At 68.8% G+C, this 15216-nt stretch carries 16 protein-coding genes; 9 read left to right on the forward strand and 7 right to left on the reverse strand.

Annotated elements, in window-relative coordinates:
- Nucleotides 1-100 precede the first annotated feature (100 nt).
- The 7 genes from CACI_RS19665 to sigK all read right to left on the reverse strand — a co-directional run bounded on the left by CACI_RS19665 (nt 101) and on the right by sigK (nt 4746).
- Entirely contained in the window at nt 101-520 is a 420-nt protein-coding gene (locus CACI_RS19665) for a hypothetical protein (RefSeq protein WP_015792580.1), read from the reverse strand.
- Between the two features lie 10 nt (nt 521-530).
- Complete coding sequence (locus CACI_RS47165; RefSeq protein WP_015792581.1) at nt 531-980, reverse strand: cupredoxin domain-containing protein; 450 nt, start codon at nt 978-980, stop codon at nt 531-533.
- Nucleotides 981-992: 12 nt separating this feature from the next.
- Nucleotides 993-1592 (reverse strand): hypothetical protein, encoded by a 600-nt coding sequence (locus tag CACI_RS19675; RefSeq protein WP_041540349.1) that lies wholly within the window; start codon nt 1590-1592, stop codon nt 993-995.
- 23 nt (nt 1593-1615) lie between these two features.
- A complete protein-coding gene (locus CACI_RS19680) occupies nt 1616-2359 on the reverse strand; it encodes a class F sortase (RefSeq protein ID WP_015792583.1) in 744 nt (247 codons plus the stop codon).
- A 9-nt stretch (nt 2360-2368) separates the two neighbouring features.
- Nucleotides 2369-3169: a hypothetical protein gene (locus CACI_RS19685; protein ID WP_015792584.1), complete on the reverse strand. Its 801-nt coding sequence runs from the start codon at nt 3167-3169 to the stop codon at nt 2369-2371.
- 246 nt (nt 3170-3415) lie between these two features.
- Complete coding sequence (locus CACI_RS19690) at nt 3416-4165, reverse strand: anti-sigma factor (RefSeq protein WP_041540351.1); 750 nt, start codon at nt 4163-4165, stop codon at nt 3416-3418.
- Nucleotides 4162-4746, reverse strand: a complete 585-nt coding sequence (gene sigK / locus CACI_RS19695; protein WP_015792586.1) for an ECF RNA polymerase sigma factor SigK — start codon at nt 4744-4746, stop codon at nt 4162-4164. The genes CACI_RS19690 and sigK overlap by 4 nt, the downstream gene beginning before the upstream one ends.
- A 314-nt stretch (nt 4747-5060) precedes the next feature.
- Between sigK and CACI_RS19700 the strand changes: the two genes are divergently transcribed.
- The 9 genes from CACI_RS19700 (at nt 5061) to CACI_RS19740 (ending at nt 15127) form a co-directional block, all read left to right on the forward strand.
- Nucleotides 5061-5858 carry a ferritin-like domain-containing protein gene (locus tag CACI_RS19700; RefSeq protein ID WP_015792587.1) on the forward strand — a complete coding sequence of 266 codons (798 nt, stop codon included), beginning with the start codon at nt 5061-5063 and terminating at the stop codon, nt 5856-5858.
- Nucleotides 5855-6706 carry a ferritin-like domain-containing protein gene (locus tag CACI_RS19705; protein ID WP_015792588.1) on the forward strand — a complete coding sequence of 284 codons (852 nt, stop codon included), beginning with the start codon at nt 5855-5857 and terminating at the stop codon, nt 6704-6706. Before CACI_RS19700 ends, CACI_RS19705 begins: the two co-directional genes overlap by 4 nt.
- 155 nt (nt 6707-6861) lie before the next feature.
- Nucleotides 6862-7281 (forward strand): cupredoxin domain-containing protein, encoded by a 420-nt coding sequence (locus CACI_RS48060; RefSeq protein WP_015792589.1) that lies wholly within the window; start codon nt 6862-6864, stop codon nt 7279-7281.
- Nucleotides 7282-7291: 10 nt separating this feature from the next.
- Nucleotides 7292-7897 carry a sigma-70 family RNA polymerase sigma factor gene (locus tag CACI_RS19715; protein WP_015792590.1) on the forward strand — a complete coding sequence of 202 codons (606 nt, stop codon included), beginning with the start codon at nt 7292-7294 and terminating at the stop codon, nt 7895-7897.
- 180 nt (nt 7898-8077) lie between these two features.
- Nucleotides 8078-9574 carry a DUF4331 domain-containing protein gene (locus tag CACI_RS19720; RefSeq protein ID WP_015792591.1) on the forward strand — a complete coding sequence of 499 codons (1497 nt, stop codon included), beginning with the start codon at nt 8078-8080 and terminating at the stop codon, nt 9572-9574.
- Nucleotides 9575-9662: 88 nt separating this feature from the next.
- Entirely contained in the window at nt 9663-10979 is a 1317-nt protein-coding gene (locus tag CACI_RS19725) for a tetratricopeptide repeat protein (RefSeq protein ID WP_015792592.1), read from the forward strand.
- Nucleotides 10979-12484 carry a high-affinity nickel-transporter gene (locus CACI_RS19730; RefSeq protein ID WP_015792593.1) on the forward strand — a complete coding sequence of 502 codons (1506 nt, stop codon included), beginning with the start codon at nt 10979-10981 and terminating at the stop codon, nt 12482-12484. Before CACI_RS19725 ends, CACI_RS19730 begins: the two co-directional genes overlap by 1 nt.
- A 446-nt stretch (nt 12485-12930) precedes the next feature.
- Nucleotides 12931-13275 (forward strand): STAS domain-containing protein, encoded by a 345-nt coding sequence (locus CACI_RS19735; RefSeq protein ID WP_190276781.1) that lies wholly within the window; start codon nt 12931-12933, stop codon nt 13273-13275.
- 565 nt (nt 13276-13840) lie between these two features.
- Nucleotides 13841-15127 (forward strand): SAM-dependent methyltransferase, encoded by a 1287-nt coding sequence (locus CACI_RS19740; protein WP_015792596.1) that lies wholly within the window; start codon nt 13841-13843, stop codon nt 15125-15127.
- Nucleotides 15128-15216 lie beyond the last annotated feature (89 nt).

Here is a 15216-nt window from a genome sequence, read left to right on the forward strand (position 1 = left end):
TGACAGCGCGTGAGGATCGTTGATGACCTGACATCAGGCTTCTCCTTTCCATGCTCCAATCCGATCCGGCACGCAGTCGCCAGGCAGGGTGTCGGCCGCGTCAGCCGGCGGTCGGAGCTTTGGCGCCGATCCGGTGTGGTCGGATGATGAGCGGCGTCAGCGTGGCCACGGCGGCGGCCTGGCTGATCAGGGCCCAGACTTTGTCGGCGTACCAGATCGGCTCGTACATGTCGGGGAGCGGGCCGATGGCGCCGGGGTTCGCGTAGCGGTACAGCAGGATCGCCGCCAGGCCCGCGGCCGCGGTCAGCCAGGCGAAGGCGTCGCCGGGGCGGCGTCGCCACAGCACCACCAGTACAGCAGCGGCGATCGCGGCGGCTGCCTCGATGCGGAACAGTGTGCCCTGGCTGATGACGGAGGAGGTGACCGGGTCGTAGCGGTGCGCCAGATTCAGGTGGATCCCGGCGTCGACGGCCAGGCCGGCGGCGGCGACCGCACGCAGGACGATGGGCAGGAACGGCATCAGAGCCTCCCTATCCGACTGTCAGCGTGCCGTGCATCGATGCATGGATGCTGCAGACGTATGGATATGTGCCTGCGGTGGCCGGAGCCGTGATCGTCGCGGACTTGCCGGGGTTGATGGCTCCGGTGTCGAAGGCGCCGCCGGAGCCGGCTGTCAGGGTGTGGGTCGTGGAGTCGTGGTTGACGACCGTGATGCTCTGTCCGGGATGCACGGTGAGGTTCGCCGGGCTGAACGCGAAGTTGTCGATGACGATCTGCGCGGCCGTTGTCGGTGCTTGACTCGGGGCTGTGGTCGTCGAGGGCGCGGACGGCGAGGCCGGGCCCGTCGTCGAGGGCGTGGTGGGGGAGCTCGGCGGTGTCGTGGGTTGCGAGTTGCCGGTGGACGCGGTTGAGGAGCAGCCCGCAGCAGCGAGAAGCAGTGCCGCGGCCGGGATCGCGACGCGTCGCAGGGTTCTGAGCATGGCACTTCCCTTCTACTTGCCGGTCCAGCAGCCCAGGATGTCGGTGGTGACCTCGTAGGCGACGTCGGCGCGGCTGAGTTTGCTCGGGCCGGATGCCGCCGCCAGTCCGGTGGCATCGACGTGCAGGGTCTTGTCGTCCTTCAGGACCACGACGTTGCCCGCGGCGTTCTGGAATCCGGGGTTGCCCAGGCCTTCGCTGCCGGTGAGCGGGGTCGTGGAGCCCAGCTGGCGCTGGAGTGTCGCGAGGTAGGTGTTCGCGGACGCGGTGTCCGGGGACTCCTTCACCGACAGCACGAGCGTGCCGGAGGCGAGGTGGTAGGTGCAGGTGTAGAGGTGATCGGTCCAGGTGGTGGTCGTCGTCGGAGCCGGCGAGGCGGCGAGGATCGTCTCCACGGCGCCCTGGATCTCCGTCCCGCAGACCATCAGCGCGGATGCCGACGGACCGGCCGCGGACGAGCCGGCGGTGGGAGCCGTTGTGGCTCCGGCCGCTGCCGACGGGCTGGACGACGTGCTCGGAGCAGAGGCGCCTGGAGCCGCTGTTTTCGCCGACGCGCAGCCGGCCGCCATCGCCGCCGTCACGGATACGGCTGCGAGCAGTCGCAGTGCCCTCATGATGTCTTCCCGCCCTTTCTCGGCTAGGCCGGGTGGATCGCGGTCAAGCTGGCGTAGACGACGATGTCGTCCAGGTAGTGCTGGTTCTGGAACGGTCCGGCGCAGGTGATCAGCCGCAGCTGCGGGTTGGTGGTGTTGCCGTAGACGGTCGCGGTGGGGAAGGCGCTCTTGGCGTACTTGTTGATGCCGTCGATCCGGAACACGGCCACGGTGTCGTCGCTGCGGCTGACGTCGACGGTGTCACCGGGACGCAGCGCGCCCAGGTTGTAGAAGACGCCCTTGGCGCCGGTCGTGCCGTCGATGTGTCCGACGATGACTGACGGTCCCACCTGGCCCGGTGCGGGGGAGTAGCGGTACCAGCCCGGAATCGAGGGGTCGGTCAGCGGCGGTGTCTGGATGGTGCCGTCGGAGTTCTGGCCGAGTTGGATCAGGGTGTGGTGCACGCCGATCTCCGGGATGCTGATCGCGGTGGGTGCGGCGGTTGGAGTGGCTGGAGCGGCTGGCTTCGTCGGTGCTGCGGGCGTTGCGGGCGTTGCGGCGGGCGAAGGCGAGGCCGGCGCTGGTGAAGTGCTCGGCGTCGTTCCGGCGCTCGCCGCGTTCGGCACTCCCGCAGCCGGCAGCGCGGCCGAAGCCGGAGGCTGCGGCGGGTGGTGCTGCGCCGCGAACCCGAGCGCCAGCCCTCCCGCCGAAGCCAGCAGCAGGACGGCGGCCGCCGACGCCAGCAGACGCCGGCGGCCACTTCCGAACAGCCTTGTCAGCCAGGACATGACCGCTGCCTACTTCTGGTCGGCGTTCCGGCGCCGCAGGTACAGCGCGCCACCAGCGGTGGCCGCCAGGCCGGCGCTCGCGGCGAACATCCACGGCTGCTGCAGACCGGAGGTCCCGCCGCCGCCGGTGTTCACCCCGCCGCCGGGCACCGCAGCCATCTGCGACACCTGCAGCGGACCGCACAGCGCCGGCGAGGTCGCGGCCAGCGGCAGCGAGGGCACCAGATCACTGGGCTCGGCCTGCGCCTGGGCGCTCAGCGTCGTCGGGTCCAGACCGTGGACCACGATCACGGCCTTGCCGGACTCGATCGAGGACACGGTCGCCGAGTCCAGGGTGATGGTGCGCGAGTAGTCGAACGACCCGCCGGACGGAGCGATCTTGACGTCGGTGCCGGCCGCCGGACTGGTGTCGCCGCTGACGGACAGGGTGGTGCCGATGCCGCCGTAGAACGGCGCGCCCTCGGTCGTGCTGATCACGCCGTCGCCGTTCTTGTCGGCGGAGGTGCCGCTCGGGCAGGCGCCCGCCGCGCCGATGTGGATGTGCTGGACGTGCGGGTACGCCGCGCCCATGAAGGTGGTGGCCAGCCCGTGCACGTTCTCGGTGATGACGGCCTTGTCGCCGGTCAACTGGAGCATCAGCGACCCGGAGCCGCCGGCGTGGTTCAACGGGTTCAGCGTCGCCATGTAGGTGGCGCTGCCGGACGACTGCGCGCTCGCGGTCGACGCGGTGAAAGCCAGCGGGAACGCCAGCAGGGCCGCGGGGGCAGCGGCCAGCGCCATGATCCTGGTCGTTCTTTTGGCATGCGTCATCGTGCTCTCCTCCAGCTAGTGGTGCTGATGACGTCTCTGACCTGTGAACAGGTGCTGCCCTGCTCAACCCAGGGACATAAGGAAGACATGCGCCGAAGCTTTACGGCGGCTCGAATCGACCTTCTCCAGGGATTCGGAGACAGTGCGCCGACGGATTGGTCGAAGTTTGAATGCGAGGAGAAAACATTCTTTGAGGCGCTTGCGCCATGCCCGACGATGCGCCGATCGCGCTGGTGGCCACGCTTTTTAAGCGGGCATCGGCAGCAGCATGATCGGCGTGGTCGTCGGCTGAGCCGAACCACCGGTGGGTTCGACGGTGAGCCCGATGGTCTGCGCGTCGCCGAGGCCGCGTGCCAGGACCGAGTCAGAAGACCGAGACCCCGGCGGCAGCAGTCCGCCGGAGCGGGTTCCCGACGGTCCCATCATCCACAGCTGGTAGGTGTGGCCCGGTGATAGCTTCGCCAGTCCGCTGACGGTGATGGAGGCTTCGTCGTTGGATCGGGAGAGGAGTACCGTGCCGGTTCCGCCGGTGCTCACGATCACCCTGCCGGTATGGACGTCAGGCGCGGACAGCAGTGTCGTGATCGTGATGTTCTGCTGGTGGGCCTGGTCGATCCGGTGCTGCTGGTCGTCCATCCGGACGCCCAGTACTGCTGTGACCGCGGCCAGACTCACGGCCAGGCCCCAGCCCAGAGCGGTGAACCAGCGACGCTTGGGTCGGGTGACGGCTGGGCGTGCCGGGGCGTGGACGATGATCGGGGGGATCTGCCGGGTAACGGCGATTCGTGCGTCGACCGCGGTCTTCAGCCGGGCCGGTGGGGTCTGGGCCGTGGCCGAGGCCAGCAACGCCGCTGTCTCCTGCAGCTCAGCCACTTCCTGCGCGCAGGTGGCGCACTGGGCCAGATGGCGTTCGAAAGCAGCGCGCTCTGCGGGTTCCAGCGCGTGGCAGACGTAGGCACCCGTCAGTGAGTGGACTTCCGGGTCCATCGTGCTCATCCTCCCACCCCCAGACAGTCTCGGAGCCGGGTCAGACCGTCGCGCAGCCGCGTCTTCACGGTACCCAGTGGGGTATCCAATTGGTTCGCGACCTGCGAATACGTGTATCCGCCGTAGTAGGCCAACGTCACAGACTGGCGCTGCAATTCCGTCAGGCCTTCCAGGCAGCGGCGCACTCGCTGCCGGTCCAGTCGCGCCTCAACGGCCTCGACGACCTGGTCGAAGGGCTGCTCGACCATCAGCTCGGCGGCCCGCGCTTCCCGGCGGGCGGTCGCGTCGGCCGATCGCACCCGGTCCACAGCGCGGGCGTGTGCCATGGTCAGTGCCCAAGCCCGCGCCGAACCACGGGTCGGATCGAAACGGCTGGCGGTACGCCAGATCTCGACCAGAACCTCCTGCGTGACCTCTTCGGCCTGCGCGGGATCGCGCAGCACCCGGCGCGCCGTTCCGAGAATCGGGCCGGCAAGGTGCTCATAGACGGCGTCGAACGCCTCGCGATCGCCGAGCGCGACGCGGTGCAGCAACGTCTCGACCGACGGCCGCTCCTCATCGAGGCTCTTCGAACCGGCACGTCCGAGCATGGGCTGTCGTCTCCAGTCCTGGAAGCCATCGGCGTCGCGGCACCGCTGTGCGTCCTCCGATTCTCGCCTCACGGACCCTATTCGGTGCCGGATACGGCTCGGATTGGTCCCGGAGTGTCTGGCGCCGACCATGATGTCCGGAAGTTGGCGCTGCCGACCAGGACAGCCGGCTGGTAGGCCGGCGACTCACCCGAACGAGTGGTTGTTGATGGGGTGCGGGTGGACTTTCAAGTCGCACCAATCCAGCGGACTAGCGGCGGCGAACGTATGCCAGGCGTCCGTTTCCGTTCGGGCGCATGGAGAGATGGGGCGTGATGGCTGAAGAGCTCATCGATACCCGGTTGTTGGAGCAGTTGACCGAGGAATCGCAGGACTTGAACAGCGACGCGGTTCGGATCACGCGGGAGGCGCTGGCCGAGTACGCGCAGGCCGGGCCCGAGCCCGAGCTGCGGCGCCGCAGGTGGCGTCGGGGCGGTGCGCTCGCCGGGGCGGCGGCCGGCGGCGCGGTGCTGCTGGGCGCGGCACGCGCGGCGGCGGCCAGTCCCAGTGACGACATCATGGCGCTGCAGACGGCCGCGTCGATCGAGAATCTGGCGGTGAGCGTCTACACCACCGCGGCCGGACTGCCGTTCATCAAGAACGGCAACGCCACGGTGGCGGCATTCATCGCCAAGACGACGAGCCAGCACACGGCACACGCGCAGGCCTTCAACGCGGCGGCCACCCAGGCCGGCGGCAAGGCTCAGACCGCTGCCAATCCGAAATACGCCGCTGTGGTGCAGCAGATGCTGCCCTCGATCAAGGCGCCCGCCGATGTCGTCAAGCTGGCGATCACGCTGGAGGATGTCGCGGCCCAGACCTACACCGCCAACGTCGCGCAGGTCAGCACTCCGGAGCTGCGCAAGCTGTTCGGCTCGGTGGCGCCGGTCGAGGCTCAGCACCGGGCCACGCTGCTGGCCGTACAGGCGCTGCTCGCCGGCGGCGCACCGGAGCTGATCGCCATCCCGACCGACGTGGCGAAGCTGCCGGCCGCTGCGGGCAGCGTCGGATTCCCCGACGCCTTCTACCCGACCAAGAACGCCTCGCCGATCAGCGAAGGGGCCGTGAAGTGAGCACCGTCAACGGTGGCTGGGAGCTGCCGATCAGCGAGGGCGAGCTGTCCCGCATGACCCGGGACCTGGACCAGGCGCACCGCGAGTATCTGCCGTCGATGCACGCCGCGGCCGCCGACCTGTCCGAGCAGCTGCGCGACTCCGACGTCCTGGCCGAGGCACGACAAGAACAGCTGCGCGTGGCCTCGCGGCGGCGGTTCCTCATCGGAGCCGGCGGAGGCGCCGCCGCCCTGGCGCTGGCGGCCTGCTCCAGTAGCAAGTCGACCAAGGCGGCCCCCGCCCCTGGCAGCAGTACCGCCCCGACGCCCTCGACGCCGATGTCGTCCTCCTCCAGCGCCAGCGTCTACACCGGAGACCTGAAGGTGGTCGCGCTGGCCACCGCGCTGGAGAACCAGGCCGTGGCCGCCTACACCGCGGCGCTGGCGGCGGCGAAGGCCGGCAAGCTCGGCACGGTACCGCCGGCGGTCGGCACGTTCGCGACCACCGCGATGAGCCAGCACACTGACCACGCCAAGGCCTGGAACGCGGTCCTGACCGGCGCCAAGGTGCCCGCGATCACCGACGTGCCGCTGTCCAACCAAGCGGCGACCCTCGCGGCTCTGGGCGCGGTCACCGACGTCGGCGGCGTGGCCAAACTGGCCCTGCAGCTGGAGCAGCAGGCCGCTGAGACCTACCTGTTCGCGGCTGCGAACGTCACCAGCCCCGGTGGCATCGCCACCGCCGCAAGCATCGCGCCGGTAGAGGCCATGCACGCCGCCATCCTGAACTTCGTCATCGGGCAGTACCCCGCCCCCGACGACTTCCTCGGCACCGACAAGGCCGCCAGCCCCACCCTGCTGACGGTCTGACGGAGCCGCCGCCGGGTCACGGATCGGGCCGGCGGCACAACGGTGGTGCGCCGTCCCCGCGCTCACGGCGGCGCACCATCGCCCTGCACGCACACTCTCAGATCCCGGTCACATCCGAGGATCACTCACCCGATTAAGTAAGACAGGACGCTGCTGTGTTCCGCCTCTCCGGCAAAGCCGCCGCCGCGATGTGCCTGGCCGTGGCGACCGCGTGCGCTGTGACCGCCTGCTCCGACAACGGCTCCCACCCGGTCGCCGCGCCGAACAGCGTCCCCGCCGTATCGAATTCCAGTCCCAGTTCTGGTGAAACCGGCGTTTCGAACGGCGCCGCACAGGTCGTCATCACCAACTTCGCTTTCAGCCCGACGACCCTGACCGTGACGCCCGGCGAGACGGTCACCGTGCTCAATAAGGACTCCACCGCTCACACCCTGACCGCCACCGGCAAGGCGTTCGACACCGGCGACATCACGCCGGGCAAGAGCGGGAGCTTCATCGCACCGACGATCCCTGGTACGTACTCTTACATCTGCATGATCCACCAGTTCATGCATGGCACGCTCACCGTCAAGTAGGGACCTGCTGATGGCTGCCGCCCTGAACGGCTGCTGCGGCAATCCGATTCCGAACCGGTTCCGAACCTTCCCCGTGGGCGGAACACAGGAGAGTCCTGATCCGGGCAGCGGTCTCGGGTCCGGCGAGCGCTTCGAGGGCCAGGTGCGGGAGTTGGCTCGTCCGATGGGCGAGCAGGCATATCGCATTCTCGGCGACCGGTCGCTGGCCGAGGAGGTCGTGCAGGAGGCGTTGCTGCAGATGTGGCTGCATCGCGACGGCTTCGACTCGGCCCGCGGCTCGCTCGGGGGATGGGCGCTGGCCATCGTCCGCCATGTGGCGGTCGACCGCGTACGCAGTGAGCAGGCCGCGGCACGGCGCGAGGCGTTGTTCGCCGTCCGCCACGCGGCCACCCCGTACGACGAAGTCGTGGACGCGGTCGAGCGCGTCCAGGACTACGCGCGGATCCGCACGCTGTTGGACGACCTCACCGCGGTGCAACGTGAGGCGATCCGCCTGGTCTATTTCGACAACCTGAGTGCCGCTCAAGCCGCCGAGCGCCTCGGAATCCCCGTGCCGACGCTGCGAACCCGTCTCCGTGACGCACGCCAGGCGCTGGAGTTGATACTCGGCTCCTGATGACTCGCAGGTTGACAAACACACAACCCCTGTTTGTGTCATCCTCACACCTTTTCGGCCGAATAGGCGATCTGGCAAGCACACGGCAATCAACGGCGCTGTCTGCCCCGAACCACGATCGGGTGCTCTTGTCAGGGTGCTCCTTCACACGCACACGCCTATTCGACGGGGAGCTCGTCCATGGCTCGCAGAAGCCGATTCAGAACACTCATTCCTGGCCTAGCCGCCGCCGCCTGCGTCGCGGTGCTCGCCGCGGGTCTGGGCGCCGGGGCGCCGACCGCCTCGGCGTCCAGCCACCGGGAGGCGCCGCTCATCGCTGGCGACCCTCAGGTGGACAACACAGACGTTTACGCGTTCTCCAGCCCCGACCGGCCGGACACGGTGACCTTCCTGGCGAACTTCACGCCGTTCGAGGAGCCGGTCGGTGGTCCGAACTTCTACCCGTGGGCCACGGACGCGCAGTACGACATCCACGTCGACTCGCACGGCACGGGAAAGCCGGACCTGACGTTCCGGTACACCTTCACCAACGAGGACCACCGCGGGACCGACACGTTCCTGTACGACAACGGTGTGGTGCGCTCGCTCGACGACCCGCACTTGCTGTTCCGCCAGCACTACAAGCTGGAGGAGATCAAGGCCGACGGCAGCAGCAAGGTCCTGGTGGCCGACGGTATCGCCGCGCCCTCCGACACCGGCGCGGTCTCCATGCCCGACTACGGCGCCCTGCGCCGCCAGGCGGTCACCGGTTTCGCCGGCGGGCAGACGCTGGTCGGGCAGGCCGCCGACCCGTTCTTCCTGGACCTGCGGATCTTCGATCTGCTGTACGGCAAGAACTTCTCCGAGGCCGGGCACAACACCCTGGCCGGCTACAACGTGAACACCATCGCGCTCCAGGTGCCCAAGAGCGAGCTGGCGCTGGACGGCAATCCGGCCCGCAACCCGGTGATCGGCCTGTGGTCGACCGCGCAGCGGCGCACCATGAAGCTCACCCCCGGCGCGCAGACTCCGACCGGTGGCTGGGTGCAGGTGTCACGGCTCGGCAACCCGCTGGTCAACGAGGTCGTGGTCCCGGCCGCGCTGAAGGACGCGTTCAACGGCCTGACCCCGGACAAGGACCACACCATCGCCCCGGTGGTGCAGCGGGTGCTGGATCCCGAAGTGCCCAAGCTGGTCCAGGCCATCTACGGCATCCCCGCCCCGGTGGCGCCGCGCACCGACCTGGTGGAGATCTTCCTGCAGGGCATCGCCAAGGCCACCGGCGGTCCGATCCAGGCTGACCTGAACTCCCAGCTGCTCAACGCCGACGCGAACGCCGCCGCGTTCACGCCCGCCGAGGAGCTGCGGCTGAACATGACCGTCCCGGTCTCGGCGCGCCCCAACCGGCTCGGCGTGATCGGCGGAGACCTGCAGGGCTTCCCGAACGGCCGCCGCCTGAACGACGACGTGGTCGACATCGCCCTGCAGGCGATGGAGGGCGCGGCCCGCACCGGGCAGATCGTGCAGCCGCTGGCCAACGGTGACGGCGTCAACCGGCCCGACCGGCGGGTCTCCGACCGCTTCCCCTACGTCGCGCTGCCGTACGACCAGGCGGTGAACACCGACCGCGACCGGCACGGCAACTACCGCCACGCCGGCGGTATGGGCGGTCTGCTGTCCGGTCTGTTCGGCCGCTGACCCCCGCATGACCCCCGGGGCGTGGCGGCATCGGACCTTGTTGCGCCGCCACGTCCCGGGCCCTTCCGCCCTCTGCACGGAGTGAGAGATGAAGAAGAAGAGGCTGGCCGTCATCGGTATCGGGGTGGCGACCGCCGGCATCTCGGTCCTGATCGGCCAAGACTTCCATGACGTCGCGCCCGCCTTATGGCCTGCCGCCGTCGGAGAACCGGCGGAGCATCGCGCCGCCACCGACGCCATCACCCAGGCGATCGCCACAGCACAGGCAGCGCTGAAGGACACCCCGAACGATGCCGCGCAGTGGGCGACGCTGGGCAGCGCCTACGTCGAGCAGGGACGCGCCACCGCCGACCCGTCGTACTACCCCAAGGCCGACGGAGCCCTGCACAGATCCCTGACACTGAGCCCCGACCAGAACCTCCAGGCCATGGTCGGCATGGGCATGCTCACCAACGCCCGCCACGACTTCGCCACCGCCAAGGACTGGGCGGACAAGGCATTGGCCTTCGATCCGGACAACGCCACCGCGGTGGGCGTCCTGGTCGACGCCGAGACCCAGCTCGGTGACTACGACGCGGCTACCGCCGCGGCGCAGCGCATGCTCGACCTGCAGCCCGGCGTCGCCTCCTTCACCCGCGCGTCCTACGACGCAGAGCAGCATGGCCACGACGCCATCGCCGCCGAGGCCCTGCGCCGTGCCCTGGGCGATGCCACAGCCCCCGCCGATCTGGCCTTCTGCCACCACTACCTCGGAGAGCTGTCGTTCAACGCCGGCGACCCGACCACCGCGCTGCGCGAATACCGCCAGGGGCTGCACGACGACCCCACCTACACACCCGCGCTCGCCTCGGCCGCCAAGGCCGAAGCAGCTCTCGGCGACACGGCTGGCGCGCTGCGCGACTACGCTGAGGCCACCGCTCGGCTTCCGCTGCCGCAGTACGTGCTCGAATACGGCGAACTTCTCCAGTCCCTGGGCCGCACGAGCGATGCGGCGGCGCAGTACACGCTGCTGGACGGGGAGCAGAAACTGTTCGCGGCCAACGGTGTCCTCGACGACCTCACCACCGCACAGGTTCTGGCGGACCATGGCGATCCTGCGCAGGCGGTGGAGCACGCGCGCACCGAATGGGGCCGTCGGCACAGCGTCCTGGTCGCCGATGCCTTGGCTTGGGCTCTGCACAAAGCTGGCCAGGACGGGGAAGCCCTTACCTACGCACGTCAGGTCGCCGCGCCCGGCTGGCACAATGCGACGTTCGCCTATCATCGGGGCGCGATCGAGGCGGCGCTCGGCATGACCGGCGCAGCGCGGGCTGACCTGGGCACGGCGCTGTCCACGAACCCGTATTTCTCACCGCTTCAGGAGCCGCAGGCCAAGGCACTCCTCGCGCGTCTCGGGTCGTCTTGATGCGCCGCCGACCATACCGGGCCGCCGCCTGGATCAAGGCGTCTTGCGCCCTGACCTTCGCCCTGGCCGCGCCGATCCTCGCCGCCGCCCCGGCTTCCGCCCACCCGCTGGGCAACTTCACCGTCAACCACTACAACGGGATCACGGTGCGTCCCGACCGCATCGACGACCTCTCCGTCGTGGACAGCGCCGAGATCCCGACGCTTCAGGCCCAGGCAGGCAGGGATGCCTCACCGGCGGGCGTTGCCCGTTCCTGCACCGAGGTCGCCTCACACGTAGCGGTCACCGTTGACGGGCATCGCGTGAAGTGGGTGGTGACCAGCAGCGCCCTGATCTTTCCGCCGGGTGCTGCGGGACTGCCGACCAGCAGACTCACCTGTGCGCTGACCACTGCGTTCACGGCCGGAAAGAGCGTCGCAGTGGTCGATGACCAGGACCCCGATCGCATCGGCTGGCAGGAGATCACGGCGATCGGAGTCGGTGTCCACCTCACTGACTCCACGGTCCCCACCCAGACCATCAGCGACGAACTGCGCCACTATCCCAACGATCTGCTCGCTTCGCCGCTCGGCGTGCGGGATGCCTCCTTCACCATCGGCTCCGGTGGAAACGCCGCGCTCAGCGCGCCCGCCGGATTCGTGGTCAGCGGCGCGGGCCCGGCGAGTCGTGCACTGGAGAAGCTCAACACCGAAGTCGACTCGCTCATCGGAGTCCGGCACCTCACTGTGGGCGTTGCGGCGTTGGCGATCCTGCTGTCGGTCGTGCTGGGCGCCTCCCACGCGGCCCTGCCCGGGCACGGCAAGACCGTCATGGCCGCGTATATGGCCGGACGCGGGGGAGGGATTCGCGACGCGGTGATCGTCGGCGCCACGGTCACAGCGACCCATACGTCCGGAGTGATCGTCCTGGGCCTGCTGCTGAGCGCTTCGGCGGGGCTGGCGGGGGAGAGCTTGCTCGCCGTGCTCGGCGTCGTCAGTGGGCTGCTGATCGTCTCGATCGGCGCCGGGTTGCTGCGCACGGCGTGGCGGGGTCGAACCGCACACCATCATGGCCATTCCCACGGCCACAGCCATTCCCATCACCACGACCACGGTGGCGCGCATGATCACCACCCACACCATCACCATGAACACGACGACGACCGATCCAGCCAACCCGATCGTGCCCCACGGCGTGCCGGCCGCCGCGCTCTGATCGGCATGGGCGTCGCCGGCGGCCTGGTTCCCAGCCCGTCCGCGCTGGTCGTCCTGCTCGGCGCGGTTGCCCTCGGCCGTACCGTGCTCGGGATCATCCTGGTCCTGGCCTACGGCCTCGGCATGGCGGCGACGCTCACCGCCGCCGGCCTGGCACTGGTCATGCTGGGGCACCGGATGCGGCGGGAGCGACATGCGCGCTTCGCTACGGCGACCGCCTGGCTCAGCCGGTCCGCACCGGTGGCGACCGCAGGCTTGGTGCTGGTGGTGGGTTTGGGATTGACCGCGCGATCGCTTGCCGGCGCGGCGTGACGCCCGGGCGGTGAAGCACCACAGCACCAATCCGAGGAGCCCGCGGCGACGAATGCCGGTTAATGACCGTCGCCGAAAGGACTCACACGTGGAGCAATCCCTGGACAACCCAGCCGTCGGCGTCACCGCGGCGCGCCAGTCTGTACCGTTCGCCGTGGACGCCCAGCCTGGTGGTGGGCTGCTCTGAGCGAAACTGGCCTAGCGGTAGTTCCGCTCGGGGACGGCCCGATTGCTATCGACAGTCCGCTACCCAGGCGGTCACGTTGAGCATCGGCGGACCGCACGATCGGGGAGTCTGCCAGCACCACCAGGCCCTGGCCGGCTGCAGAGCGACGGACCCTATCCGGGGCGGATGAGATTATGTGGTGTATGGATATGCGAGGCGGGCGCCATGGAGGGCTTCTGAGTATATTTCGCCCCGACGACCGAAAGCGGTCATGACACTCTTGCGTATCGACCTGAGCATCACTGAACGCGGGCCAAGGCTGACCTTGGCCGGTGAACTGGACTTCCATACAGCACCTGAAGCCCGCGAGGCCTTGCGGCTGCTGACCCTGAAACAGGGCGGATACCTGGTCCTCGACCTCGGCGACGTGGCCTTCTTCGACTCGTCTGGCGTGGCCACCCTCGTCCATGCCTACCGGCTGGCCACCCAGGCGGGCGCGACGTTGGAACTGGTGCGCATTCCACCCAAGATCGCGCGGGTTCTGAGGATGGTCGGCGTCTATGACCTGCTGAACGCATCCGGACCGACTGCGGTTACCGCCCCGGCCGATGAACAAACCACCTGATCGACAGCCAGCCCTGGGCCACCCCCGCTACGCCACCATGCATTGATTCGCGCCTGCACCGACTCGACACGGCCTTCGGTTGGGTACTAGTAGCGATCCAAAGATGGTCTAACGCTCACCGCCTGCATGGCCGTCACACACGGCCGCACACTGCGCCGCCGTCATCGCGCTCGTGACCCACCACGCCACGACCGCCGACATGACACGACCACGCCCCGAGCCGTGGGCAACGAGCACCATCGCCGGCGCCGCCGACGGTGGCCTGATGTCTAGCCCACTGCTCTCGTGGTCCCGCTCGGCGCGGTGGCCTCGAACCGCCTTGGCGCTAGGAGCTGGTCGTCGCGTATCGGCCGAGCATGGCCGAGGGCCTCAACGCAGCGGGATCGGCGTTGATCAAGCTGAGCGATTGCCTCCGGTCGTCGCCACGACCCCGTCGGGACCGGATTAACCATACGGACGCTGCCAGTCGTCCAGTTGAAATGCGTCTACGAGCAATCCGGAAGTGTTCAGGCAACGAACACCGGGGGAGAGCCATTCGCGGTGACCCGACAGGGAGAGAACTCAGATGACCATCGACTCGGGCCGGACGGCCCCGCTGAGTTCCGTCGCGGCCGACAATGGCGTGGCGTCCACGTTGTCCGGCATGTTCCTGCACCTCACCGGGACGCCGCTGCCAGTGAGGCTGCGAGCGTGGGACGACAGCGTCGCCGGAGCACAAGACGGCCCCGAAGTAGTTCTACGCTCACCAGCTGCGCTACGCAGGCTGCTGTGGCACCCGAGCGAGCTCGGGCTGGCCCAGGCCTACGTCACCGGCGAGCTGGACGTCATCGGCGATGTCACCGAAGGGCTGCGCGAGATCTGGCGCGTCGTCGGCCGGGAAGACCTTGGCGCGCCGACCGCGCTGCGAGCGTTGCGGCCACGGACCCTGTACCAGGCTTGGCGGCTCGGCGCGGTAGGCCGGCGGCCGGCGCCGCCGACAACCCAGGCGGCGATGGACGGGCGCCTGCATTCGAAGTCACGCGACCAGGACGCGATCGCCTTCCACTACGACCTTTCCAACGACTTCTACGCGCTGATCCTGGACAAGTCGATGGCGTATTCGTGTGCGTATTGGCCCGCCAACCAGCCTGCACTGACGTTGGAGCACGCACAGACTGCCAAGCTGGACCTGATCTGCCGCAAACTCCAGCTGCAGCCGGGCCAACGACTCCTCGACGTCGGCTGCGGCTGGGGAGCGTTGGTGCTGCATGCCGCCGAGCACTACGGCGTGCACGCCGTCGGCATCACGCTGTCTGCTGCACAGGCTGCGGTGGCCCACGAACGGATCCGCGATCGAGGCTTGTCCCATCAGGTGGAGATCCAGACCCGGCACTACCAGGATTTCATCAGCCCGGCGCCGTTCGACGCGGTGGCCAGCATCGAGATGGGTGAGCACGTGGGCCAGGCGGCCTATCCCGGGTTCGTGCAGCGGCTGCGGGAGCTGGTCACTCCCGGCGGACCTCTGTTGATTCAGCAGATGTCGCGGCGCGATCGGGCTCCAGGCGGTGGAGCTTTCATCGAATCCTTCATCGCCCCCGACATGCATATGAGGCCGCTATCTGCGACCTTGGCGATGATGGAACAGGCCGGTTGGGAGGTTCGGGACGTGGAGGCGATGCGTGAGGACTACGTCCGCACGGTACGGCAGTGGCTGACCACTCTCGAAGCACGCTGGTCGCAAGCAGTCGACCTCGTCGGCGTCGAAACCGCCCGGGTATGGCGCCTCTACTTGGCCGGCGGGGCGCTCGCTTTCGAGCAGGGTCGCATGGGTGTGGACCAGATCCTGGCCCGATCCGCCGGAGCCGGTTCTTGAAACCAGCCGCCATCGGAACCTGACGCGGTGCTCGCATACGGTGAGGGCGCTAGGCGACTGAAGGACAGGTGCGTCCGTCTGAAAAGACT

Source organism: Catenulispora acidiphila DSM 44928, assembly GCF_000024025.1.
GTDB lineage: Bacteria > Actinomycetota > Actinomycetes > Streptomycetales > Catenulisporaceae > Catenulispora > Catenulispora acidiphila.